Source organism: Haloarcula argentinensis DSM 12282 (assembly GCA_000336895.1).
Classification (GTDB): domain Archaea; phylum Halobacteriota; class Halobacteria; order Halobacteriales; family Haloarculaceae; genus Haloarcula; species Haloarcula argentinensis.
The window spans coordinates 44,119-66,329 of the sequence record AOLX01000015.1 but is presented as its reverse complement, the minus strand read 5'-3'; the positions used below and the strand labels follow the sequence as shown (position 1 = coordinate 66,329).

Here is a 22,211-nt window from a genome sequence, read left to right as displayed (position 1 = left end):
CAGATACCGATGGTACATCGCATTCTCTGTGTGGACCCGGACGAAGACGTCCGCGAGGAGACGGTCGACAAGCTCCGGTCTGAGTTGGCGGACCAAGACCTCCGCTTCGAAACGGCTGGATCACTGGCCAGCGCGGAGGCCGAGCTGACAACGGACACCGCGGCGGTTATCACCGAGTACGAACTCCCCGACGGCACCGGGTTCGACCTCGTCGGGGCGGCAGAGACGGCCTGTCCAGACGCCGGGTGTATCCTTTACACCGATACCGACCCGGACACCATCGATACAACTGAGCTTCGCGGCTCGATCACGGAATACGTCGGCAAGGATTCGATTTTCGGGACGGAACGCCTCTCGCAACTGCTTGCGACGACTGTCGAAACACGGATTCAGGCGACCTACCCGGTGCCACAGAACGAGACCGAGCGGCTGGCGGCGCTCCGGTCCTATGACCTCGACAACCCGGACCTGCTGACATCGCTGGACCGAATCACCGACCTCGCGGCCGACCATTTCGATGTCGACCGGGCCTCGATAAACATTATCAACGAGCACAGCCAGGACTTCCTGGCCTGTTACGGCGACGCACAGGACTGGGAATCGATGGACCGCGAGGACTCTATCTGTACGTTTACCATTCTCGAAGACGACGAAGTGATGGCCGTCGAAGACGTCACGGAAGACCCTCGCTTTGAGACCCGGAGCGAGACGCTCCTCGGCATGGGTATCCGGGCGTACATGGGTGCAAACCTCATCACGTCGACCGGGCTGGTCATCGGGCCGCTGTGCGTGTACGACGACGACCGACGGGAGTTCTCGGCGGCCGACGAGGCGTACCTCCGTGACCTCGCCGACGTCGCGATGGATCTCATCGAACTCCACTCGCGGCTGGACGGCGTCGCGGGTGACACGGGGGGAACGCAATGACTGCAGAGACTGATGGCGGGTACGAGTTCGCCGACGGTATCCCGATCAACCCTATCGACCAAGGGACGATCGTCCTCGTCGCTGGGCCGGCCCTTAGCCGTGCAGAGGGCGTCGCACGAACGCTCGTTGCTGACGGAAGTGACGCCGGAGAGGGGATGCTGTACATTTCGACGAACATGACCGCCGAAAAGCTGCTGAACGCCTGTCAGCAGACCCGGCCATCATTTGACGACACCAGGATGGGGGTCATCGACTGTAGCGGGCAAGACGCCGCACAGTCAACACTTGGCGAACGTGTGAAGTACGTCTCGACACAGAGTGACCTGACCGGGATCGGAATGAAGTTCTCGGCACTGTACGAGGGGCTGTACGGCACCGTCAAAAACGGGCGTGTCCGGACTGGGCTGATAAGCCTCTCCTCGCTGTCGATGTACGTCGATTTGCGGGCGCTGTTCCAGTTTGCACAGACCGTCTCTGGTCGCATTGACAGTGCCGGCGGCCTCGGGGTGCTCGCTATTGATCCGACGACCCACGACACGAAGGCAGTTAATACGCTAAGCCAGGTCGCTGACGGGCGCATCGAGGTCAGGGAGTCCGAGAGCGGTACGGGCGATGGCGAACTCCGGGTCCGTGGCCTGCCAGACCAGCCCAGCGGCTGGCAGCCGTTCACTCTCTCAGAATAGTAACGGGGGCTCAATCGCCCCGATTCGGCGTCCCGCTGAACCGTTCGACCTCGTTTCGCAGGGCGTCCCGCTTCAACAGCCCGAACCCGATGAGAATACAGGTGAATCCGACACCCGTGTAAACCGTCGGCGTCTCGCCGAGGAACAGCAGTCCGGTGGCGGCAGCGACGACAGGCGCGGCGTAGGAGACGAGGTTGATCTCGATCGGCCCGAGTCGCTCTAGCAGGTCGAAGTAAATGAGGAAGCCGAGCGCGCTGGCGACGACAACCAGATACAGCAGAGCCAGCACGGCTTCAGCAGTCCACTGAACGTCGGCCATCGATTCGGCGGCCCCGAAGCTGATACCGTGCATGAGTACCGCACCCAGCAGCATCGACCACGCCTCCATCGTTTCTATCTCTAGGCTGTCGTCGAACCGACGGGTCAGCACGCTCCCGAGGGCGAAGGACGTGGCCGCGAGGAACACCAGAACCAGCGAGACGGTTCGGGGGTCGAGCAGGTTCCCCGGGTCGGGGTTGCTGAGGACGCCGACACCGACGAACCCGACGAGCAGACCGACGATTCCCAGCGTCGTGAGACGCTCGTGCGGGAGGAACGCACGCGCGAACCCGGTCGTGAGAATCGGCGAGAGGCTCACGACGATAGCGGCGGCGGCACTGGTAGTTCCCTGTTCGCCGACGAACAGGAAGATGTGGTACGCGGCGATCATGAGTGTACCACTGATACCCACAACGATCCAGTCGGTCCGGCCCTTCGGGACCCACTGGTTGGTAGCGTACACCGCATAGCCAAGCATCAACAGCCCAGCGAGGTCGTACCGGAACGCCGCAAACAGGATCGGCGGGAAGTACTCCAGCCCGGCCTTGATGGCGGTGAAGGCGCTGCCCCAGGCGACTGCGAGCGCGACGAAGAGGATGGCGTTGCGGAACCGCATCGTCCGCTCAGTCGGCCGCCTCGTCGTTGGCCGCTTCATCGTCGCCCGGTTCGTACGTCTCCGCGATAGCGTCGAGTGCCTCGTGGTGTTCCGTCGTGTGCGGCGCAGTCAGTGGCGAGACGCTGACCTTTCCGTCGACGACGGCGCGGCGGTCGGTCCCCTCGGGGTCGGGGATATCGCCGTCGGCCATGTGCTCCCAGATGCGGTCGTGGAGCGTCACGGCGTCACCATCCTGCTCGGCGTCCATCTCGTAGAGGTGGGACGGTCGTGTGACCGTCATCTGTGCGTCACCCCACTCGGCGACGGGGGCGTTGACGTTCAGGTAGTCACACTGCTCGAACACGCCGGCGTCGACGGCGTGGTCGGCAAGGTAGGTCGTCGCCTTCGCTGCCTCGCGATAGCTGTCGCCGTTGGCCTCGATGTCGGCGAAGGCGGCGTCCTCGCGGACCGGGATGTACATCGAGACGGCCATCGCCGGCACGTCGAAGAAAGTGGCCTCGACGGCGGCGCTGACGGTCCCCGACCGGCCGAGAACGTACGCGCCGAGGTTCGCCCCGCGGTTACAGCCCGCGACGACGAGGTCGGTGTCGGTGACAAGCGCTTCCAGCCCCGCGACGACGCAATCCGAGGGCGTTCCCTCGACGGCGTAGCCGAGTTCGTGCTCGTGGACGGTCACTTCGTGGGAGATAGCCCGACCGACCGCGCTCTGGTCCTCCGCCGGGGCGACAGCGGTCACGTCGCCGACTGTCGAGAGACCATCGTACACCGCCCGGAGGCCGGCGCTCTCAATGCCGTCGTCGTTCGTCAGCAGAATCGTCGGCTCGTCCATACGCTCCGTGGGGCCGTCTGCGAGAAAAGCCCACCGCTAGCGCGCTCGATCGACGACCGTCTCGCCGTCGACGACGACGTTGTACGCCTCCTCGTCGTCGTTCCACAGCACCAGCGCGTTCTCGAAGGACAGCAGGTCGCCGTAGTCGGCTTTCCGGAGGTCCTCGTTCAGTATCGACGCCTCCGTCAGGACGGCGAAGTGGTCGACCTTCTGACTCCCATCGCCGAGCAAGTACAGCGGATTTGCCCCCTCCCGCTCGGCGAGGTCGTGGCTGAGCTTGACTCCGAGGAAGTTCACCCGGTCGGTGACGTAGTTCTCGGCGTCGGCCATCGGCGCGTGGATGCCCCGGTCCGGCGTCACGTCGTGCATCCGCTTGCCGTCGGTTCGCAGGACGCTGTAGGCGAACTGCACGTCCGTGTTGACGAACTCGCCCGTCCCGCCGGCGGGGTCGTCGAGACGTTGCTGCATGGTTGGCACCTCGATATCCGGTTTGCGGTCGAACGACCACGACTCGCTGTCGGGGGACTGGTGGGGCCACAGCCGCACTGCCGGGCCGTACACCGTCGCCGGACCGCCGTCGGCCACCTCGCGCTCGACCTGCCGGAGCTGTATGGCCGTGTTCCGGTCAGCCGGGGCCAGCGCAAGTAGCGTTCCGTCGTCGGCCAGGGCCTCGACGTACCGGTAGAGGGTCGCCGCCGCGTCGTCAAGTTCGCTGAGGACGTTGCCGAAGATGATGAGGTCGTACCCCTCGTTGGTGCTGTCGTCGCTACCGCTGTCCCCGTCTCCGGCCCCGCCACCGCTGTTGTCACCGATGGGCGACGACGGGTCGAACTCCTCGGCGAGTGCCCGGTGGATCTCCCAGCGGACGTTCTGACCGCTGTCTTCTAGTAGACTCTCCAGCACGTCCGCGGCGGCGCTTGGCTCGACGGCGTGGTAGTCCAGCAGGGCATCGTCAGGGAGCAGGTCACGCAGGGCGAGCGCCGGACCGCCGACGCCGGCCCCGACGTCCAGCACGCGAAGTTGGGACGGGAGCAGGCCGTCCGCGGCGAGGTCCGCGAGGACGTACTTCGCCACGGCGTAGTAGTCGGGGAGGTGGTAGACGGCGTAGCCAAGCGCCGTCAGTTCGTCGTACTCGACGGCTTGGCCCTGGAGGTACCGCTCCTTGATGTCGCGGATGCGCTCACGGAGTTCGTCACCGCTGTCGCCGCTGTGCCATTCCAGTCCGCCCCACTCTGTCAACAGGTCGATGACCTGCTGTTCGTAGCGGTCGGGGAACCGCTCGACGCCGTCGAAATCCACCGAGAGCCGTCCCTCGGGCGCCGGAACGAAGGTTCCGTCGCCCTGTTCGACGATGCCCAGATCGAACGCTTCCTCCCGGAGCACCTGCTTGACGACGGCGGGGTGGGGCTGGTCCTCGACGTATTCGTGTAGCTCCTCTGGGTCCAGCGGCCGGACATTCCGGAGGTACTGGGCGTTGTCGCGTATCTGCTGGCGTGTGTCCTGGTTCATGAGAGTTGCTCGTAGAGCCGTTCGAACGTCTCTGCGTCGGCGTCGGCGAGTTCCCTGGCGGCGTCGGCAACCGCGTCCGCGCCGTCGAATGTACGTTGAATATCGGAATACACCCGCGGGTCGCCACCGGTGACCTGCTCGACGAGATCGAACAGGCCGGCCGAAATCGGCGTCTGAAACCGGTCGGGCACGTCGGCGGCGGCCATCGCGAACGCGAGTACGGCGGCGTGGGCGCTGGCCTGGACCGTTTCCATGGCCTCGTCGTGTTCCGCCGGCGTCGTCTCGAAGCAGTTGTTCCCCGCTGCGGCAAGTGCATCGACGACAGTATCGGCGTCGGGACCCGACGCGTCGGCGACGACGGCGACGTTCCCGGGCGCATTCTCGGGGGCAAACAGCGGGTGGAGGCTGAGCCGCTGACCATCGGGCATGGCGTCCCGCATTGCCGCGACGGGGCCAGCCATGCTCCCCGTCACGTCGACGATTGCATCCGTGGCACACGGCGCGAACTCGTCGATAGCCGCCTCGGCGACGGGCATCGGCACTGCGATACAGACAACGTCGAAAGTCTCGGCCGCGTCGCTGGCGACAGCGCGCCCGCCGACCGAGTCGGCAGCGGCTTCAGCGGCCGACTGATCGAGGTCGGTGAAGGCAACGGTCGCGTCGGCGTGGGTCCGGACCGTATGTGCGAACCACTGGCCCATCGCGCCGGCGCCAACGACGAGGACGTTCATCGGCCCAGCGTAGCCCGTCCCGTCTCAAAAGCCGTTCGGTCACACTCCTGCTCACCGCGACACCGCAGGTGACGATGGCTGGGTAGACAACCGTCGAACAGCCCGCTGTGGTCCGGTTTCCCCCTCCTAAACGCTTATCTGTCGGCCCTGAGAGAACGGTGACATGAAGCGCGTTCGATTCCGTGATACCGCGGGGAACGTCCGGGGGGGCCGCTGGACTGTCGAGGACGGCGAGCCAGTCGTCACCGCCGCTGCCGGGCCGTACGGCCGTATCGCCTTTGGCGACGAGTCTTACGACCCCGACGAGGTAGATATCCTCCCGCCCTGCGAGCCGACGAAAGTCGTCTGCATCGGGCGCAACTACGCCGACCACGCCGAGGAGATGGACTCGGACGTCCCGGACCGGCCGATGCTGTTTCTCAAAGCCCCGAACGCCGTCGCGTCCCACGGCAAACACCTCACGATGCCCTCGGGGAAGGAACGCATCGACTACGAGGCCGAACTCGGCGTCGTCATCGGCGAGCAATGCCGGAACGTCAGCGAATCGGGCGCGATGGACGTCGTCGCGGGCTACACCTGCGTCAACGACATCTCCAACCGCGACGACCAGCGGCGGGAACAGAACTGGGTCCGCGGGAAGGCCTTCGACAACGCCTGCCCGATCGGCCCGCTCGTGGCCACACCGGAGCACGTCCCGGAGGACGCCAGCATCGAACTCCGACTGAACGGCGAGACGAAACAGTCCTCCTCCCGCGAGCACCTCATCTTCTCAGTTCCCGAACTGATCGCAGAGATAACCTCGTATATGACGCTCGAACCCGGCGATGTCATCGCCACAGGGACGCCAGAAGGGGTCGGCCCGATGGAGGGCGGCGACGAAGTCGAAGTCGAAATCGAAGGTATCGGGACGCTCAAACACAGCGTCAAGATTCCATAGGCCGGCAGCCGGTCAGTTCGGACACTATTCCACGACGATCGCTACTCGACAACGATTGCGCCTCTCATCCCGAGCCCTTGATGCGGTTTACACGAGTACAGGTAGGTCCCGGTCTCCTCGAAGGTGTGTTCGTAGGTGCTCCCTTCTTCGGCGACGAGTTCCGAGTCAAGCGGCCCATCGCCTTTTGAGACGATATTGTGTGGGCCACCGTCGCCTGTCCAGTCCCAGCGGACGGTCGTCTCAGTCGAGATCTTCAGCGCTGGGGGGCCAAACGCGTACTGCCCACCGTTCCCTTCTACACCGGCACTAACAGTTGCGGTGTCAGTGTCGGTGCGGTCGACAATGGTGCCCTCGAAGTTACTCGCCGCTGCGAGCCACTCGTCGACTTTTGTATTGCCCGAGGACGGTGGCTCTTTCACAATAATCGCACCCTTCATGCCATCGTCACGATTGGGTTCAGAGACGTAGCGGTACTCGCCGGTCTCCTCGAAGAAGTAGTGATACTTTGTTCCGGGCTGCGCGTTTGTCCGGCCGCTGTCGAAAGGTCCATCGAGTGCAACCACGTTCTGCTGGCCGCCGTGGCCGGTCCAGTCCCACCGGACGAGTGTCATCGGCGGGACTTCGATGACAGGCGGGTCGAACGCCAGTCCGCTGTCCGTCTCCTGACCAACCCAGACCGTTGGCCGGGACTGGGGGCCGAACCTGCGGGGTTCGCCGTCGTAGCCGTTGGCATCATCAAGCCAGTCGTCAAGCGACTCGGGCGTCGATTCAGGTGTTTCGGTTGGTGTCGCAGTTTCGGTTGGCGTCGCGGTTTCGGTTCCAGTTTCGGCCGCTGGTTCTGAACGACTTCCCGAGGACACGCACCCGGCGGTAACGGCAAGCGCTGTCAACCCTGTGCCTGCGAGAAACTGCCTACGAGTGGAGGGCCGTTGCATAGCAAGCTAGTTATTGATACTCGATGATAGAAAAGGGGGTGTGCCCTTTCCAGATTCTGGAAACAAACAGTCGCCCTTTATCTGAGGGTATTTTATAATCCCGACACTGGCCGGGTGCTGCTACCGGGGTACCGCAAGACACCGGGGTCGCAGTATCCCACAGGTTTCACGTCGCTGCCCCGTCATGTCGAAACCGAACCGCCCGCAGAACTACCTCCACACGTCCCCTGAAGGGTCCGCCGTGGCACACAACGACGCGAGCAAGACACAGGCGCTGTTCGACGCCCTCGCCGACCCTGACTGTCGCGACATACTCAGGGTGCTCGACGAGCCGCTGCCAGCCAAGGAGGTCGCCTCGGTCTGTGACCTCCCCCAGACAAGCACCTACCGGAAGCTCGAACAGTTGAGCGAGGCCGAGCTGGTCGCCGAGGAGACAGAAGTACGCCCCGACGGCCATCACGCGACGGCGTACGTCCGGGACTGTGACGGCGTGTTCGTTGGCATTGATGCCGACGGCGCGTTCGAAATTAACGTTCTGCCGGCCGAGGAGCGGCCGAGCGACCGGCTCGCACTCCTGTGGTCACGCGTCAGTGAGGAACTATGAACGGAGATATCCCACTCATCGTCGTCGGATTCAAGACTGTGACAGTGATACTCGGTGGACTCATCACCTACTTCGCTACTCGCGCAGCGTTGAAAACACGGGCAACCGGACTCACGTATCTTGCTGTCGGATTCGCGACGATTACTGTCGGGTCACTTCTCGCCGGCGTCGCGGACCAATTGTTCGGTCTGAGTACCAACGCTGCACTGATCTTCGAGAACGCGCTCACCGCGGTCGGCTTCGCGGTCATTGCATATTCGCTGTACGTTACCAGTCGCTCCGCGCTGGTCACTCGATAAAAATTTGCCCGATGGCTATCCGTTATTCGACGACGACTGCGCCGACCATCCCGAGCGCCTTGTGCGGGACACAGTTGTAGAGGTAGGTTCCGGTTTCTTCGAACGTGTACTCGTAGGTGTTTCCTTCCTCTGAGACAGCCGAGCCCGAGTCGAGCGGGCCGTCGCCCTCGGACTTGACGTTGTGGCCGGCCCCCTGACCGGTCCACTCCCAGACGACTGTCGTTCCGGTCGAGACGTTAATTGCCGGCGGATCGAAGGCGAATGCGCCGCCGTTGCCTTCGGCCCCAACAGAGACGGAGACCTCGTCTTGGTCGGTCATCACGACCATGGAGCCATCGAAGTTCGACGACTCGCCGACGTAGTCCGCGACCTCGTCCGGCGCTTCGACGGTCTCCATCCCACCGCTGCTCTCGGTGTCCATTGCCTCGGCTTCAGTGGTTTCCATCTCCTCGGCTTCGGTGGTTTCCATCTCCTCGGCTTCGGTGGCCTCCGTTTCCTCGCTGCCACCATCGCCGCCACTACCGCCATCGCCGCCGGACCCGCCACAGCCAGCGAGGAGTCCAGCGCCTGATACGGCTGCCGTCGTGCGGATGAACGTCCGTCTATCGAGGTCGTCTGTCATGCATTTAAAGTTATGACTGTGCACGTATAAGCGAGTCGTTTCTGTCGTTTATCAAGAAACAATAATTGAAGTTTTGATCGCCCCGCTGTCCCGGGATACCAACACAGTTCGGACAGGGATTGATACTGATACAGGCCCATGTCAAGACTAATGGGAGTGTCTGTTTGTCGATGACTGTCTGGCTTCGCGGTGACCATCTTATCCGGCGGTCCGGACCCGTCGCTCGACGGCCTGACGAACCGGTGCTTCTGATAGAATCGGAGTCGTTCGCCCGCAAACTACCGTATCACCCACACAAGCTGATTCTGCTGTTCAGTGCAATGCGGCATTTCCGCGACGAACTCCAAGACGATGGCCGAACGGTCCACTACCAGCAGACAGAGACCTTCGAGGACGGACTGACGGCACATTTTGAGGCCAACCCTAACGACACCCTTGTAACCCACCGGCCACAGACTGAGTCTACACAGGCGCGTCTCGAGTCGCTAGTCTCCGATGCTGGTGGAACCGTCGAGTTTGTCGCCGACGAACGCTTCCTCTGCTCACCATCCCAGTTCGACGAGTGGCGTGGCGACGGTCGCTACCGTCACGAGGACTTCTACCGGTTCATGCGCCGGGAGACGGGTTACCTGATGGCGGACGGTGACCCCGTCGGCGGCGAGTGGAACTACGACGACCAGAACCGTGAGACCCCACCCGACGAGTGGACGCCACCGGAGCCACCGCGGTTCGAGCCGGATGCCGTGACCGAGGACGTTATCGAGTGGGTCGATTCGACGTTCGAGGGAAGCTACGACGAGCGGCCGTACGGCGGTGACTGGACCGACCCCGAGCCGTTCCGCTGGCCCGTCACTCGCCGGCAGGCCGTCGGCGCGCTGGACCACTTCATCACGAACCGCTTGTCGGAGTTCGGCTCGTATCAGGACGCGATGCTGGACGACGAGTGGGCGATGAGCCACAGCCTGCTTTCCACGTCGCTCAATCTGGGACTTCTCGGTCCCGACGAGGTCATCAAACGCGCTATCGCTGCCTACNGACGCGCCCTTGAACAGCGTTGAAGGGTTCGTCCGGCAAGTGCTCGGCTGGCGTGAATTTCTCCGACACGTCTACCGCCAGGAGATGCCAGACCTGGCCGAGGCGAACCAGCTCGGCGCGAACGAGGCCCTGCCGGACTTCTACTGGGACGGCGACACCGACATGGCGTGTCTCTCCGACGTGGTCGACGGGGTTCGGCAACGGGGCTACTCACATCACATCGAGCGGCTGATGATTCTCGCGAATTTCGGGCTCATCTACGGCGTTGAGCCGGCGCAACTGAACCGCTGGTTCCACGCCGGCTACGTCGACGCCTTCCACTGGGTGACAACGCCGAACGTCGTCGAGATGGGGCTGTACGGCGCGGGCGTGTTCGCCACCAAACCCTACGCCTCGTCTGCGAACTACGTAGATAAGATGAGCGACTACTGCTCGGGCTGTCCATACTACAAGACGAAGACCACCGGCGACGGGGCATGCCCGTTCAACGCGCTATACTGGGACTTCCTCGACCGCAACGAAGACACGCTCCGATCGAACCATCGAATGGGGCTGATGTACAGCCACGTCGATAACAAAGACGACGAGGAACTCGCGGAGATACGCGAGCGGGCCGAGGAGATTCGGAAAATGGCGGAGGCCGGCGAACTCTGAGTGCCGCTGTCTCGTGGGAGATCGTTGGCGCGTGGCTACTCGTCTCCGTCCGCGGCGTCAGTTGCCTGCCGCTGTTGCATCTCGTGACGGGTGAACTGTGGCGAGGACAGCGCCGGCCCGCGGCGTCGGCGGAACGACCACGCGAGAATTCCGATCACGGCCGCACTCCCTCCCAGTGCGAGGGCGGCAGGCTGGAGTCCGCTCACGGTGTAGAGGTAGGCACTCACCGGCACGCCGGCGCTAGCGACGATACCGAGCAGGAGCCGCTTGGCGAGCACCCGGCTCAGTCCGTCGGAGTCTTCGAGGACGGTCTTGACAAGCAGTTCTTCGCGCTCGACTCTGTCGAGTGCGCCCTCTAGCTTCGGCGCTGCTCGCACCGCTGACCGGGTCCCGTCCGTCACCGTCTCTTGGATTTCCGTCTTGATCTGCTCTCGAACGTCGTCGCCAGCGCCCTGCTCCATGACGTACTCCGAGATGATCTCGATGAAGTCGAACTCGGGGTCAAGCGTCCGACAGACGCCTTCGAGCACCGTCGTCACGCGAACCACCAGTGCCAGGTCCTGTGGCAGTCGCATCGGGAACTCGTACAGTTGCGTCTCGAACTGGCCGACCAGTTGCTCGATGCGGTACTCACTGATGTCCTCGCCGCGGAACTGTTCGATGACGATGTCGAATGCCTCCCGCATCACATCGCGGTCAGCCATCGGGTCCAGCGCCCCCATCTCGACGAAGGCGTCCATTACGCGGTCCACGTCGTCTGTCGCCAGTCCGACGTAGAAATCAAGCAGTTGGTCCTGTGTCCGGGGACCGAGGTAGCCGGTCATGCCGAAGTCGTAGAAGACGAGCGTCCCGTCGGGCTGGACCGCTAGATTTCCGGGATGGGGGTCGGCGTGGAAGAGGCCGTCCTCGACGATCATCTGGATGTACACCTCTTCGAGCCGGCGGACGAGTGCCGGCCTGTCGATACCCAGTTCGTCCAGTCGCTCCACGTCGTTGATTTTCACGCCGTCGAGATACGTCATTGTCAGCACGCGGTCCGTCGAGTGGCTCCCGACGACGTCCGGGATGGCGATGTCGTCGTCGTTTGCGAAGTTGTCGCCGATTTCCCGGAGCATCCGCGCCTCGTGGCCGTAGTCCATCTCCCGGCGGACCGTCGCTGCGAACTCTTCAGTGAGGTTTTCGAGCGTGAACGCCTGCCCCGGGTCCGCGCCGTAGGTGAGCACCGGCAGCAGCGTCGACAGGACGCGCAGGTCTGACTCGACGCGTGTCCTGATATTTGGTCGGAGGACCTTCACGGCGACCCGCTGGCCGTCGATCTGTGCCTCGTACACCTGCCCGAGCGAGGCCCCGGAGATGGCCGTCGTGTCGAACTCCTCGAACATGGCGTCGATGTCATCGCCCAGTTCCCGTTCGATGACAGGCTCGATGGTCGCCCACGCGTCCGGTGGGACGTTGTCCTGTAGCTCCGAGAGCACGTCGACGTACGCCCGCGGCAGGGCGTCGGGGCGGGTCGACAGCATCTGCCCGAGTTTGATGAACGCGGGACCGAGGTCGACGAACGTATTCTTCAGGTAGCGGGCGCGCCGCGTCTGCGTCTCGGGAGCCACTGACCGGGACCGACCGAACAGGAGGAACCGCTTGCGGTCCCGGCCCCACTGCCAGAGCAGCGGGACGAACTGCCAGACGATGACGAGCGCCCGCCACAGCGCCCGGAGCCGAACGCCGACGCCGCCCGGCTGTGACACTGTCTCTCCCGTCGGCTCGTCGGCGACACGCTCCTCACTTGTCACTGTTCGCAAGTGAGGCCCGGCGACAAATGAGTCTGCTGGAGACGGGCCCCGCTCAGCGACGGAGGAAGCCGAACAGGCGGTACTCCGAGTCCGGTTTGTATCGACGGAACGCGAGGCTGTTGGCGAGCACCGATACGGATGAGGCGGCCATCGCTGCGGCGGCGAGCACCGGCTGGAGGAGTCCCAGCGAGGCCAGCGGAATCATCACGGTGTTGTATCCGAGCGCCCAGAACAGGTTCTGCTTGATCTTCTGGAGCGTGGCCCCGGATATCCGAATGGCCTTCACCACATCGGCGGGGTCGTCCCGGAGCAGGGTCACGTCCCCGGCCTCGATTGCCACGTCAGTCCCCGAGCCGATGGCACAGCCGACGCTTGCAGCTGCCAGCGCCGGCGCGTCGTTGACGCCGTCGCCGACCATCATCGTCTGGTCGCCGTCGCTCTGAAGGTTGTCGACGGCGTCGGCCTTGTCCTCGGGCAGCACGTCGGCCATCACGTTGTCGGGGTCGATACCGACTTCCTCGGCGACGGCGCGGGCGGTCCGCTCGTTGTCGCCGGTGATGAGCCAGACGCCGAGTCCGCGTTCTCGCAGCCCACTGACGGCGGCCTTCGCGGACTCTTTGACCGTGTCGGCGTCGGCGACGATACCGATGAGGCGGTAGTCCGGGTCGCTGTCGCCCTCGGTGCCGTCACCGCCTGCGTCTTCGGCCAGCGCAACCAGCATCGCCGTCTTGCCCTCGCGTTCGAGCGTGTCCATCCGGTCCTCTGCCGGCGCGGTGTCGACGCCGGCCTCGGACAGCAGTTTCCGGTTACCGACGAGGACGCGACCGTGGCGCGTCGTCGCTTTCACACCCTGTCCGGGGACGTTCTCGAATTCCTCGGGGTCTTCGACCTCAATACCGCGGTCGCGTGCGCCGTCGACGATGGCCTCAGCCAGCGGGTGTTCGCTGGCGTGTTCGGCGCTGGCGGCGACTTCGAGGACGAACGCTTCGGTCCGTTCGCGCTCGGGCTTGAGCGCCCCGCCGTCCGTCGCAGGACCGACAACCTCCACATCCGTGAGTTCCATCTCGCCTTTCGTCAGCGTCCCCGTCTTGTCGAAGACGACGGTGTCGACCTCGTGGACGCGTTCGAGCACGTCGCCGCCCTTGAACAGGACGCCGTTGCGCGCGCCGATTGCCGTTCCGACCATCGTCGCGGCGGGCGTTGCAAGCCCCAGCGCGCAGGGACAGGCAATCAGGACGGCAGACGCGAACACGACGATAGCGAACTCGCTCACACCGACGCCGGCCGGACCGCCTGCGGCCAGTCCCCACAGCGGGAGCGCGTCAACGACGGCCGCCAGCGTCTCCGGCGCGACCGCCCACAGCACCGCCCAGAGGACGGCGTTACCGATGACCGCCGGGACGAAGTACGCCGAGATGCGGTCGGCGACGTTCTGGATGTCCGGCTGGCGCGACTGGGCCTGCCGGACCCGCTCGGCGATCTGCTGGATGGCGGTCTCGGAGCCGACCTTCGTCGCCTCGATTTCGAGGACACCGTTCTGGTTCACCGTCGAGCCAATGACCTCGTCGCCCTCGCCTTTCTCCACCGGGACGGACTCGCCGGTCACCATCGACTCGTCGACGGCCGAGTCGCCGTCGACGACGACGCCGTCCGTTGGAATCTTCTCTCCGGGCCGGACTTTCAGCCGGTCACCGACCCCGACCTCGTCGATAGGGATTTCGTCTTCGCTGCCGTCCTCGCGGACGACCGTCGCCGTGTCGGCCTCCATTTTGAGGAGTTGCTGGATGGCGGCCCCGGCCTGACTCTTCGAGCGGGCTTCGAGGTAGTTCCCGAGCGTGATGAACACGAGGATCAGCGCGGCCGTGTCGAAGTACAGCCCCGTGCTCGCAATCAGTCCAGACAGCGCGGCCACCGAGTAGACGTACGCTGTCGAGGAGCCCAGTGCGATGAGCACGTCCATGTTGGCCCGTCCGTTGTTGACCAGCGCCTTGTAGGAGTTCTCGTAGAACGGCTTGCCCAGCAGCATCTGGACCGGTGTCGCGAGCGCGAAGGCGACCCAACCCTGTGGCACTCCCAAAATCGTCTCGTCAATGAGGCCGAGCGAGAACAGGTGGTCCGCCATGAACAGCAAGAGCGGGGCCGACAGTACCGCTCCGAACAGCGTGAGGCGGAGCTGTCTGCGCGTCTCCTCGTTGCGCGCGGCGGCACGGCGGTCAGCGCCGGACTGCTCACCGCCGTCGCCGTCCCCGCCGTTTTTACTCCCGCTGCCCTCTCTCACGGGCGTGTAGCCGGCGGATTCGATAGCGTTGTAGAGGTCCGCACGCGACACGTCGGCCGGGTTGTACGTGACCTGGGCCTCGTCGGTGGCGTAGTTCACGCTGGCGTCGATGACGCCCGCGGTCCCTTCCAGCGACTCCTCGTTAGCTTCCGCGCAGTTGGCACACGACATGTCGGTGATGCCGATAGTCACCGTCTCCGTCGCGACGCCGTAGCCGGCGTCCTGTACGGCGGCGACGATATCGGCCAGCGACACCACGTCAGGGTCGTACTCAACGCTCCCCTCGTCGGTGGCGTAGTTCGCGTCGACGGACGCAATCCCGTCTAACTCGCCCACCGACTCCTCGATGGTGCCCGCGCAGTTGGCACAGCTCATTCCCGTCAGTTCGAGGCGGGTGGTCCGGTTGCTCATCTTGTTTCATTGTACGTCCCCCGTATTCATGCGGTTTGTCCCTTTGATTCGAGCTTCAAAGCAGACTATTAGTTTGGTATCCAAACTCTTACTGCCGGAAAGTCAGCAACCGAAAGCGGATGTCGCAGTTTAGACCCCGTCTTTCAGCGATTCGTACTGGTCGACGAACCGCTCTGCACAGGAGCCACAGCAGAAGTAGTACCGCTCCCCGTCGAGCGTGCGCTGTTCACCCTCCTCATCGACGGAGTTCCCACACTCCGCGCAGTCGGGCGCGAACTCTGCCCCACCCAGTCCGACGGCCCATTCGCTGTCCGCAATCATCCGCACCTCGTAGCGGTTCACGTCTCCGAGGTCGACGTGTTCGGCGAGGAGTTCGCTCGCGTCGGACTGGGGGACGGTCGCTGCCAGCATGACTCGGCCGCCGGCAGTTCGATAGACTCGCTCGACACTGTCGGCGTCGCTGACCGACGCAGCGATATCGGCGGCCCGCCCCGGTTTCGCATCTACTTCTATCAGGACCGGCACGCCGGCCTGTAACAGAGAGCGGTCGACATCGACGGTAAACCCCTGTATCAGTCCCATTTCGACGAGTCGGTCGACGCGGTCCGAGATTGCTGGGGCCGAGAGGTCTACTCGCTCGGCGATATCACTGTAGGGCCGCCTGGCGTCTTCGAGCAGCAGTTGGAGGATTTCGTGGTCCGTGTCGTCGAGTCCGGGCATATCGGACCAACTTCGAGCACCGGTTTATGTGTTGTGTCCGCCCGTGTCTGTGCCGCAAAGTGGATTTCAGTCATGAGCGACTCAGAGATTAGATCAGTCTAATTCTCTTATTAGATGAAAACTATTATATTCTTCTCCGATAGCAAGCAACACATGGCAACTAACCAACCCTGTGGCGATAAGCCGTATAGAGTCACCCGCAGGCAGGCACTCAGTGCCGGGGCGGGAGTCCTTGCGTCCGGCTTTGCTGGCTGTCTGACCGGCAGCGGGACGGAAGCGGAATCGAATAGCAGCGACAATACCAGCGGTGCGGACGGACCGGTCGCGGTCGCGTCGTTTTTCAGTTTCTACGACTTCGCCCGCAAGGTCGCACGCGGGACGCCGATAACGGTCAAGAACCTCATTCCGACAGGACTGCACGGTCACGGCTGGGAACCGGACGCCGGGATCACGCGGGACATCATCGACGCGGACGCGTTCATTCACGTTGGTCCGGACTTCCAGCCGTGGGCCGACCGCGCGATTCAGACGCTCAAAGACGACAACGTCGATACCGAACTCATCAACGTCCGCGAGGGTATCGAACTCGAATCGCTCGCGGCGAGCCTCGACCGCGACGAAGAGGGTGTCGGACAGGACAGAGCCAGCGACCCTCATTTCTGGCTTGACCCCCAGCGCGCGAAACAGTCGGTCGACAACATCACTGAGGGACTGGTTGCGCTCGCACCGGACGCCGAAGACACGCTCCGGGACAACGCCGAGGCATACAACTCGGACGTTCTCGACCGCATCGATGCGGACTACGCCGATATTTTCGACCGGGCAGACAGGAACGTGGTTCAGCTCGCGGCGCACAACGCCTTCCAGTACATCGGCTCGCGCTACGGCGTCGAGATGCGCCCGCTCGTGGTCAACCTCGCTGCCAGCGGTGACGTGAAACCCTCGGACATCACTGAGGCAAAAGAAGTCATCGCGGATAACGACATCCGGTACATTGGGGCCGGCGTCTTCGAGACACGCAAACCGGCGAAGCAGCTACTCGCCGAGACTCCGGTCGAAGCCTACTACCCCGTGACACCGTATGCTGGCGTCCGTGAGGAGTGGGTCGCAAACGGCTGGGGGTACGAGGAGATCGCCTATCGAATAAACATGCCGACGTTCGAGGTCGTTCTGGGCAACACGGCACCTGCAGACGCCGGCCCTGACGGCTGGAGCGAGGACTGGCGGAACTTCGAATGAAAATGACAACGCGTTCATCTCACCGAGACGGTGCTGACGAAGCAACGATCGAATCAAACGAGAGCAGGCTCTCCGTCGTTGAGCTCGCAGACGTGTCGTTCGGGTACACGTCCACGCCCGTCGTCGAAGACATCAGTGTCAGTATCGACGCCGGAGAGTATGTCGCCGTGGTCGGCCCGAACGGCTCCGGCAAGTCGACGCTCATGCAGTTGCTGCTCGGGCTTCTGGAACCGGATAGCGGAACTGCGGAGCTGTTTGGCGTCGACGCGACGGCGTTCGACGACGGAGCCAGAGTCGGCTACGTCGCACAGCGTGCCGGCACGAGCCGGGAGATGCCCATCACGGTCCGCGAAGTGGTGAAGATGGGCCGGTTCCCACACGTCGGGTTCGGGCGTCTCTCCGCGGCCGATTGGCGTATCGTCGACAGGGCCATCGACACGGTCGGGATGTCGGCGTTCGCCGACCGGCGAATCACCCAGCTTTCCGGCGGGCAGCGCCAGCGGGCATTCATTGCCCGGGCGCTGGCGGGTGAGGCCGACCTGCTCGTGCTGGATGAGCCGACTGTCGGCGTGGACACTGAATCGGTTGACGCCTTCTACGGACTGCTCGAATCGCTCCACGACAACGGTATTACCGTCCTGCTCATCGAACACGACCTGCAGGCCGTCATCGAACACGCGGACCGCGTCATCTGCCTGAACCGAGAGATCTACTTCGACGGGCCGTCGGCGGAATTCACCGACAGTGCGGCGCTGGCCAGAGCGTTCGGGACGGGTGCGCAGACGCTGACCGGAGGCAACCGATGACGCTTGCATTTGCTGCTGGCGGCGTCTACGAGGCGTTCGTCCCGATCCTCGAAGTGTGGTACTGGCTCCTAGCACTGCTCTACCAGCTGACCGGCCTGGACCTCATCAACCCCGAGTACACGTTCATGTACCGGGCGATACTGGTCGGGCTGTGTGTCGGCGTCATCGCGCCGTTAATCGGGACCTTTCTCGTCCACCGCCAGCTCGCCCTCATCGGGGACGCACTGGCCCACACGGCCTTCGCTGGCGTCGCTGTCGGGCTGTTTCTCAACGCCGTCCTCGAACTGAGCGTTTCGCCGTATCTCACCGCTGTCGTCGTGGCCGTTATCGCGGCGTTGCTCATCGAACTCATCTCCGAGGCGACCGATGCCTACAACGATGTGTCGATGGCGATTGTCCTCTCGACGGGGTTCGCGCTGGGGACGGTCCTCATTAGCCTCAACGCCGGTGGCCTGGCCGTCGGTATCAATCAGTATCTCTTTGGCAACCTCTCGACGGTGTCCGCCGAGAACGCGGTCATCATGCTCGGGCTGTTCAGCGTCATCGTTGCCACGGTCGCGCTCACCCGCAACCAGTTGCTGTACGTCACATTCGACGAAACTGCCGCCGCGGTCGCCGGGATCCCGGTCGCCTGGTACAACCGGATTATGGTGATGCTGACGGCGCTTGTCGTCGTCGGTGCGATGCAGATCATGGGCGTCATCCTCGTCGCAGCCATGCTGGTCGTCCCGGTCGCCGGCGCGACGCAGGTGTCCCGGAGCTTCTCGGAATCGCTGCTAGTCTCGATTGTCTTAGCCGAACTTGCCGTCCTGCTCGGTATCGGTATCTCGTACTACGCCGGTGCGACAGCCGGCGGCGTCATCGTTCTCGTCGCAGTGGGGATCTACGTCCTCTCAGTCCTCGCCGGGAAAGTCCGACAGACGGGCGCTCCGGACGAAGCGAGGGAACTCGACAGCATCAGTCAGGACTGAACGACGACCTCGACTGAGGTCGATGGTCGCAACCGAAAACGACGGCTAGCGACAAATAACTAGCCCACGAGCGAGTCAGTGGAACGTGTCACAGTCGCTGTGCCCGCTCTGCCAGTGAACGACGTTGTCACCAGTGTGCTCGACGATTACGTCGTAGCAGTTGTCGTCGTCGAACGTCGTCTCCTGCGAGATATCGGTCCCGTCGATGGCTGTTTTAATGGTTATCGTGCCCTGCCTGTCCGGCAGCGCATCGTCCAGTTCCACGGTTGCGCCGTCCTCGGCAGCCCTGACGGTATGTGTCTCCTCGTACACCGTCTCGTCGTCAACCGTGACGGTGAACTCGAACTCCCGTGTCGCAGAACCGGTATTCGTCAGCCGTACGCCGGCGAGTCGAGAGCTCGCGGTACTGAGCGCTGAACAGCCTGAGAGTGCAACGAGTGTTGCTGTTGTGAGGACGCTCCGTCTGGAGGGCATCAGCCGGTACTGTTCAGCCGTTCTGGAAAAGCTTTCTGTCGTCAGGTTAGCCGACCCGCTCGTCTCAGACACCCACCTGCGCCGCGATGGATGAGACTATCGTTTCCCACAGCGAGATCCCCATCGTCACGCTCAGAGCGAAGTCCGCGGCGAAAAACAGGAACAGCCCTGCGCCGACGAAGTGCGCTTTCCGCAGGTCGAATCGGTGGGCGAAACGGTGGAAAAACAGCGCGTTGGCGAGGCTCACTGGAATGATAGCGAGCATCTCGCCGGTCCAGATAGCGCTGGCGTGGGCGCTGTACTGGGCGGCGAGCGTGATCGTAATGAGTTGGGTCTTGTCGCCGAACTCCCCGAAAGTCATCATCGCGAAGATGGGCAGAAAGCCACCGAGCTTGTTTGGCACTTGCCAGTCGACGACGGGAACGCGAACGTCTAGCTGTCCGCCGTCAGTGGTGAAACCGGACGCGGGTTCCTGTTGCTTGGCGTCGGCTGCCGGGGCGCTGCGGAGCAGTAGTATCGCGAACAGCAGGAACATTCCGGCGGTGAGGCTTTCGAGAACGATACCGGGCAGTAGCGATGTGATTGCGGAGCCAAACCAGACCTCCAGCACTGTCCAGCCGGCGAAAGCACTGCCTGCAGCGCTGACGACGAGGAACGGATTGAACCGCGTCGACAGGCCGGCGATGATGAACTGGACTTTCTCGCCGGGGAGAACTGCCAGCTGTGCACCGGCCGCTATCGCGACCACTGCCAGCCACGTCGCGTCGCTCACGCCTGGCTCACTCCGTCTTCGCCCTGCGTCTCCGGTGCACGGACCTGAATCGCATCGGCGATGTGGTCCGGGAGCGACACTGACGACCCGCTCTCTAGCTGGACCGTCACCATCCCGATCGGAGCGACTTCCTCGACGGTCAACACGGTCCCCGGTGTGATGCCGGCGTCGGAGAGGTACGTGAGTTCGTCGGGATCACGGTCCCGGACCCGAGCAACTTCGACTCGTCCTCCTTCGTTGTGTTCTGACAGCGCCGTCGCGGACTCGTCGTCGATCGGGTCGAGCGAGTCGCTGGGAATCGGGTCCCCGTGGGGGTCGAACTCCGGTTCGTCGAGGACTGCCGCGACCCGGCGCTCGAACTCCTCGCTGATGTGGTGTTCGAGTACCTCCGCTTCCTCGTGGACCTCGGCCCAGTCGTACCCCAGCTGCTCGGTGAGAAACGTCTCAAGCAGTCGGTGGTGGCGGATAATCTCCAGTGCTACTGTCTCACCTTCCGGCGTTGTCCGCACGCCTTTGTACTTCTCTCGTTCGATTAGCCCGCGGTCAGCCAGCTTCTCGACCATACTGGTGACCGTCGGCGCGGTAACGTCCAGCATCTCGGCGATAGTAGACGGTGCAATCGGCGGGTCGCCGTCCCGCTCGAGGCGATAGATAGCCTTCAGATAGTCCTCCATCTTGGCACTCAGCATACACCAAATTAGACAAGTCTAACGCAAAAGATTGGCGATCACAACAACTTTGAACTCACTAGCCGTATTCGGCTGGCCGCCGTCACTCGTCAGCGGCGTACGTTTCGCGACGGTTCCGGGTCAGGAGCCACAGGAACAGATAGCCGATGGCACCCAGAACGAACAGCGTTGCGGGGATGAGAAACGGCCCGAACGTCCGAACGAGCGTCTCGATCCCCGGCAAACCGATCATACCACGAGTAGGGATGTCACCCTGATAAACCTCAAGGATATGCGGAGACAGCTACCGACACGCTCGTTCGGGAATCTCGCGAATTATCGCACGAGACCGGTGAAGCGGCCGGGAGCCGGTGTGGCCCGCTCAGATGAGGTCCTGATCTTCGAGCGAGGCCATGACGTCGTCGACGAACTCGTCGACGTTGTCGTACGGAAACTCCCCGTTGAGCTTCGTGTTCAGTTCCATCGCCGTCATCGAGAAGTCGCCGGACTCGAACTTCGTCGACGGGCCGCCCGGGAGTGCCGGAACAAGGTCCATCGGGCTGGAGATCGGGTAGTCTGCTTCCTCGAACGCATCAACGAACTGTGAGCGGAGGTCTTCTCTGTCAACCATGGTCGGACGTTGTGCGAGTGTTATGATAAAAGGTTCGACATCGGTACACTTTCCCATTGTTTGGAGTTTATTCGGGGCCTGCGACGTTCTGGACCCTCGTGGCACTGTACCGGTGTATGAGCGACCCACGCCGACATTCGATGGGATATCCCGAGTACTCACCGGACCTGACTTTCGTCGTCCGTATCGCGCCGAGCAAGCCGTTCGGCGGTCTCACGGTCCGTCTCGACGCGCTGGTCGTGCTCGCTTCGAACCAGCGCGTACAGAGCCAGCGGCGCGGCCAGCGCGAGCAGCAGGACCACGACGAACAGCCCGGTCATGGCAGGCATCGTTAGCCGAGGAAGATGTCTGCCAGGTCGCTCCTGCCAGACCCGGTGTCACGGTACAGCTCCGAGTAGCCACAGTTCGTACACGTGACGACCTGAAACTGGTTCGTCTGGATGTCGAACATCTTCGAGAAGCCGCCGGCGGTGGTCGAGATGTTACCCACGTCGGTACCGGTGTGGCCGCACTTCGGACAGCCGTGATCGTCGTCTCGCGGTGAAGTGTTGGAGGGCATTACACACAACTGTTCTCTCCTCAGCATAACAAATCCGGTGCCACCGTGACACGTAGTCGGCTCCATACCAGTGGTCGCAGCCAGTTACTAGTCTCTATCACTTGCTACAGTCGTCGAAAACGAGGCGGGCGAACGTAATGGTGCACTATGCCAGTTCCCACCCGCCTCAACGGAGGGAAACGGCCAAGTTATT

24 protein-coding genes and 1 pseudogene are annotated in these 22,211 nt (G+C 63.3%); 10 read left to right on the top strand and 15 right to left on the bottom strand.

Translation table 11 applies throughout. The features are described from left to right. Window positions 1-30 precede the first annotated feature (30 nt). Window positions 31-927: a GAF domain-containing protein gene (locus tag C443_RS07035; RefSeq protein WP_311241280.1), complete on the top strand. Its 897-nt coding sequence runs from the start codon at window positions 31-33 to the stop codon at window positions 925-927. Then, the gene (locus tag C443_RS07030) at window positions 924-1,610 is read left to right on the top strand and encodes a DUF7504 family protein (RefSeq protein ID WP_005535086.1); all 687 of its coding nucleotides are present in this window, start codon (window positions 924-926) and stop codon (window positions 1,608-1,610) included. The genes C443_RS07035 and C443_RS07030 overlap by 4 nt, the downstream gene beginning before the upstream one ends. A gap of 10 nt (window positions 1,611-1,620) precedes the next feature. Here the strand turns inward: C443_RS07030 and C443_RS07025 are convergent, their stop codons facing one another. Genes C443_RS07025 through C443_RS07010 form a run of 4 tightly spaced genes read right to left on the bottom strand, consistent with a single transcriptional unit; the run spans window position 1,621 to window position 5,613 of the window. Beyond that, entirely contained in the window at window positions 1,621-2,544 is a 924-nt protein-coding gene (locus tag C443_RS07025) for a DMT family transporter (protein ID WP_049943971.1), read from the bottom strand. Window positions 2,545-2,551: 7 nt separating this feature from the next. Beyond that, the gene (surE, locus tag C443_RS07020; RefSeq protein WP_005535082.1) at window positions 2,552-3,373 is read right to left on the bottom strand and encodes a 5'/3'-nucleotidase SurE; all 822 of its coding nucleotides are present in this window, start codon (window positions 3,371-3,373) and stop codon (window positions 2,552-2,554) included. A 36-nt stretch (window positions 3,374-3,409) separates the two neighbouring features. Continuing rightward, on the bottom strand, window positions 3,410-4,882 hold the full coding sequence (locus tag C443_RS07015) for a small ribosomal subunit Rsm22 family protein (protein ID WP_005535080.1): 1,473 nt from the start codon (window positions 4,880-4,882) through the stop codon (window positions 3,410-3,412). Continuing rightward, on the bottom strand, window positions 4,879-5,613 hold the full coding sequence (locus C443_RS07010) for a prephenate dehydrogenase/arogenate dehydrogenase family protein (RefSeq protein ID WP_005535078.1): 735 nt from the start codon (window positions 5,611-5,613) through the stop codon (window positions 4,879-4,881). Before C443_RS07010 ends, C443_RS07015 begins: the two co-directional genes overlap by 4 nt. A 163-nt stretch (window positions 5,614-5,776) precedes the next feature. Here C443_RS07010 and C443_RS07005 point away from each other — a divergent pair, with 163 nt between their 5' ends. Further along, window positions 5,777-6,550 (top strand): fumarylacetoacetate hydrolase family protein, encoded by a 774-nt coding sequence (locus tag C443_RS07005; RefSeq protein WP_005535076.1) that lies wholly within the window; start codon window positions 5,777-5,779, stop codon window positions 6,548-6,550. A 41-nt stretch (window positions 6,551-6,591) separates the two neighbouring features. Here the strand turns inward: C443_RS07005 and C443_RS07000 are convergent, their stop codons facing one another. Further along, window positions 6,592-7,410: a halocyanin domain-containing protein gene (locus tag C443_RS07000; RefSeq protein ID WP_005535074.1), complete on the bottom strand. Its 819-nt coding sequence runs from the start codon at window positions 7,408-7,410 to the stop codon at window positions 6,592-6,594. Between the two features lie 316 nt (window positions 7,411-7,726). Here C443_RS07000 and C443_RS06995 point away from each other — a divergent pair, with 316 nt between their 5' ends. After that, window positions 7,727-8,089 (top strand): winged helix-turn-helix domain-containing protein, encoded by a 363-nt coding sequence (locus C443_RS06995; RefSeq protein ID WP_049943970.1) that lies wholly within the window; start codon window positions 7,727-7,729, stop codon window positions 8,087-8,089. Further along, the gene (locus C443_RS06990) at window positions 8,086-8,388 is read left to right on the top strand and encodes a DUF7521 family protein (RefSeq protein WP_005535070.1); all 303 of its coding nucleotides are present in this window, start codon (window positions 8,086-8,088) and stop codon (window positions 8,386-8,388) included. Before C443_RS06995 ends, C443_RS06990 begins: the two co-directional genes overlap by 4 nt. Before the next feature lie 22 nt (window positions 8,389-8,410). Here the strand turns inward: C443_RS06990 and C443_RS06985 are convergent, their stop codons facing one another. After that, window positions 8,411-9,010, bottom strand: a complete 600-nt coding sequence (locus tag C443_RS06985) for a halocyanin domain-containing protein (protein ID WP_005535068.1) — start codon at window positions 9,008-9,010, stop codon at window positions 8,411-8,413. Window positions 9,011-9,180: 170 nt separating this feature from the next. On the opposite strand from C443_RS06985, the pseudogene C443_RS06980 reads away from it, so the two are divergent. Beyond that, window positions 9,181-10,699: pseudogene (locus C443_RS06980) on the top strand (cryptochrome/photolyase family protein). A 35-nt stretch (window positions 10,700-10,734) separates the two neighbouring features. Here C443_RS06980 and C443_RS06975 read toward each other — a convergent pair. From C443_RS06975 to C443_RS06965, 3 genes are all read right to left on the bottom strand, one after another. After that, window positions 10,735-12,489, bottom strand: a complete 1,755-nt coding sequence (locus C443_RS06975; RefSeq protein WP_005535067.1) for an ABC1 kinase family protein — start codon at window positions 12,487-12,489, stop codon at window positions 10,735-10,737. A gap of 52 nt (window positions 12,490-12,541) precedes the next feature. Continuing rightward, the gene (locus C443_RS06970; RefSeq protein ID WP_005535064.1) at window positions 12,542-15,178 is read right to left on the bottom strand and encodes a heavy metal translocating P-type ATPase; all 2,637 of its coding nucleotides are present in this window, start codon (window positions 15,176-15,178) and stop codon (window positions 12,542-12,544) included. 129 nt (window positions 15,179-15,307) lie between these two features. Then, window positions 15,308-15,898, bottom strand: a complete 591-nt coding sequence (locus tag C443_RS06965; RefSeq protein ID WP_005535063.1) for a winged helix-turn-helix transcriptional regulator — start codon at window positions 15,896-15,898, stop codon at window positions 15,308-15,310. 153 nt (window positions 15,899-16,051) lie between these two features. Between C443_RS06965 and C443_RS06960 the strand changes: the two genes are divergently transcribed. Genes C443_RS06960 through C443_RS06950 form a run of 3 tightly spaced genes read left to right on the top strand, consistent with a single transcriptional unit; the run spans window position 16,052 to window position 18,914 of the window. Next, window positions 16,052-17,137: a metal ABC transporter substrate-binding protein gene (locus tag C443_RS06960; protein WP_005535061.1), complete on the top strand. Its 1,086-nt coding sequence runs from the start codon at window positions 16,052-16,054 to the stop codon at window positions 17,135-17,137. Between the two features lie 2 nt (window positions 17,138-17,139). Further along, entirely contained in the window at window positions 17,140-17,943 is an 804-nt protein-coding gene (locus tag C443_RS06955) for a metal ABC transporter ATP-binding protein (RefSeq protein ID WP_049943969.1), read from the top strand. After that, complete coding sequence (locus C443_RS06950; protein WP_005535056.1) at window positions 17,940-18,914, top strand: metal ABC transporter permease; 975 nt, start codon at window positions 17,940-17,942, stop codon at window positions 18,912-18,914. The genes C443_RS06955 and C443_RS06950 overlap by 4 nt, the downstream gene beginning before the upstream one ends. A 75-nt stretch (window positions 18,915-18,989) precedes the next feature. Here C443_RS06950 and C443_RS06945 read toward each other — a convergent pair whose 3' ends face one another. The 5 genes from C443_RS06945 to C443_RS06930 all read right to left on the bottom strand — a co-directional run bounded on the left by C443_RS06945 (window position 18,990) and on the right by C443_RS06930 (window position 21,459). Then, window positions 18,990-19,388: a hypothetical protein gene (locus tag C443_RS06945; RefSeq protein ID WP_049943949.1), complete on the bottom strand. Its 399-nt coding sequence runs from the start codon at window positions 19,386-19,388 to the stop codon at window positions 18,990-18,992. 64 nt (window positions 19,389-19,452) lie between these two features. Beyond that, window positions 19,453-20,160 (bottom strand): TMEM165/GDT1 family protein, encoded by a 708-nt coding sequence (locus C443_RS06940; RefSeq protein WP_005535052.1) that lies wholly within the window; start codon window positions 20,158-20,160, stop codon window positions 19,453-19,455. After that, entirely contained in the window at window positions 20,157-20,849 is a 693-nt protein-coding gene (locus tag C443_RS06935; protein WP_049943948.1) for a metal-dependent transcriptional regulator, read from the bottom strand. The genes C443_RS06940 and C443_RS06935 overlap by 4 nt, the downstream gene beginning before the upstream one ends. 82 nt (window positions 20,850-20,931) lie before the next feature. After that, entirely contained in the window at window positions 20,932-21,081 is a 150-nt protein-coding gene (locus C443_RS21635; protein WP_005535049.1) for a hypothetical protein, read from the bottom strand. A gap of 129 nt (window positions 21,082-21,210) precedes the next feature. Beyond that, window positions 21,211-21,459: an MTH865 family protein gene (locus C443_RS06930; RefSeq protein WP_005535048.1), complete on the bottom strand. Its 249-nt coding sequence runs from the start codon at window positions 21,457-21,459 to the stop codon at window positions 21,211-21,213. Between the two features lie 116 nt (window positions 21,460-21,575). Between C443_RS06930 and C443_RS21630 the strand changes: the two genes are divergently transcribed. Further along, window positions 21,576-21,794: a hypothetical protein gene (locus C443_RS21630; protein ID WP_167321078.1), complete on the top strand. Its 219-nt coding sequence runs from the start codon at window positions 21,576-21,578 to the stop codon at window positions 21,792-21,794. On the opposite strand, the gene C443_RS06925 is transcribed toward C443_RS21630, so the two are convergent. After that, a complete protein-coding gene (locus C443_RS06925) occupies window positions 21,791-22,018 on the bottom strand; it encodes a zinc ribbon domain-containing protein (protein ID WP_005535046.1) in 228 nt (75 codons plus the stop codon). The genes C443_RS21630 and C443_RS06925 overlap by 4 nt on opposite strands. Window positions 22,019-22,211: the final 193 nt, after the last annotated feature.

Coding starts and splice junctions, on each gene's coding strand:
- C443_RS07030 (WP_005535086.1), top strand. CDS start 924: ATGACTGCAGAGACTGATGGCGGGTACGAGTTCGCCGACGGTATCCCG.
- C443_RS07025 (WP_049943971.1), bottom strand. CDS start 2,544: ATGCGGTTCCGCAACGCCATCCTCTTCGTCGCGCTCGCAGTCGCCTGG.
- surE (WP_005535082.1), bottom strand. CDS start 3,373: ATGGACGAGCCGACGATTCTGCTGACGAACGACGACGGCATTGAGAGC.
- C443_RS07015 (WP_005535080.1), bottom strand. CDS start 4,882: ATGAACCAGGACACACGCCAGCAGATACGCGACAACGCCCAGTACCTC.
- C443_RS07010 (WP_005535078.1), bottom strand. CDS start 5,613: ATGAACGTCCTCGTCGTTGGCGCCGGCGCGATGGGCCAGTGGTTCGCA.
- C443_RS07005 (WP_005535076.1), top strand. CDS start 5,777: ATGAAGCGCGTTCGATTCCGTGATACCGCGGGGAACGTCCGGGGGGGC.
- C443_RS06990 (WP_005535070.1), top strand. CDS start 8,086: ATGAACGGAGATATCCCACTCATCGTCGTCGGATTCAAGACTGTGACA.
- C443_RS06985 (WP_005535068.1), bottom strand. CDS start 9,010: ATGACAGACGACCTCGATAGACGGACGTTCATCCGCACGACGGCAGCC.
- C443_RS06970 (WP_005535064.1), bottom strand. CDS start 15,178: ATGAGCAACCGGACCACCCGCCTCGAACTGACGGGAATGAGCTGTGCC.
- C443_RS06965 (WP_005535063.1), bottom strand. CDS start 15,898: ATGCCCGGACTCGACGACACGGACCACGAAATCCTCCAACTGCTGCTC.
- C443_RS06960 (WP_005535061.1), top strand. CDS start 16,052: ATGGCAACTAACCAACCCTGTGGCGATAAGCCGTATAGAGTCACCCGC.
- C443_RS06955 (WP_049943969.1), top strand. CDS start 17,140: ATGACAACGCGTTCATCTCACCGAGACGGTGCTGACGAAGCAACGATC.
- C443_RS06950 (WP_005535056.1), top strand. CDS start 17,940: ATGACGCTTGCATTTGCTGCTGGCGGCGTCTACGAGGCGTTCGTCCCG.
- C443_RS06945 (WP_049943949.1), bottom strand. CDS start 19,388: ATGCCCTCCAGACGGAGCGTCCTCACAACAGCAACACTCGTTGCACTC.
- C443_RS06935 (WP_049943948.1), bottom strand. CDS start 20,849: ATGCTGAGTGCCAAGATGGAGGACTATCTGAAGGCTATCTATCGCCTC.
- C443_RS21635 (WP_005535049.1), bottom strand. CDS start 21,081: ATGATCGGTTTGCCGGGGATCGAGACGCTCGTTCGGACGTTCGGGCCG.
- C443_RS06930 (WP_005535048.1), bottom strand. CDS start 21,459: ATGGTTGACAGAGAAGACCTCCGCTCACAGTTCGTTGATGCGTTCGAG.
- C443_RS21630 (WP_167321078.1), top strand. CDS start 21,576: ATGAGCGACCCACGCCGACATTCGATGGGATATCCCGAGTACTCACCG.
- C443_RS06925 (WP_005535046.1), bottom strand. CDS start 22,018: ATGCCCTCCAACACTTCACCGCGAGACGACGATCACGGCTGTCCGAAG.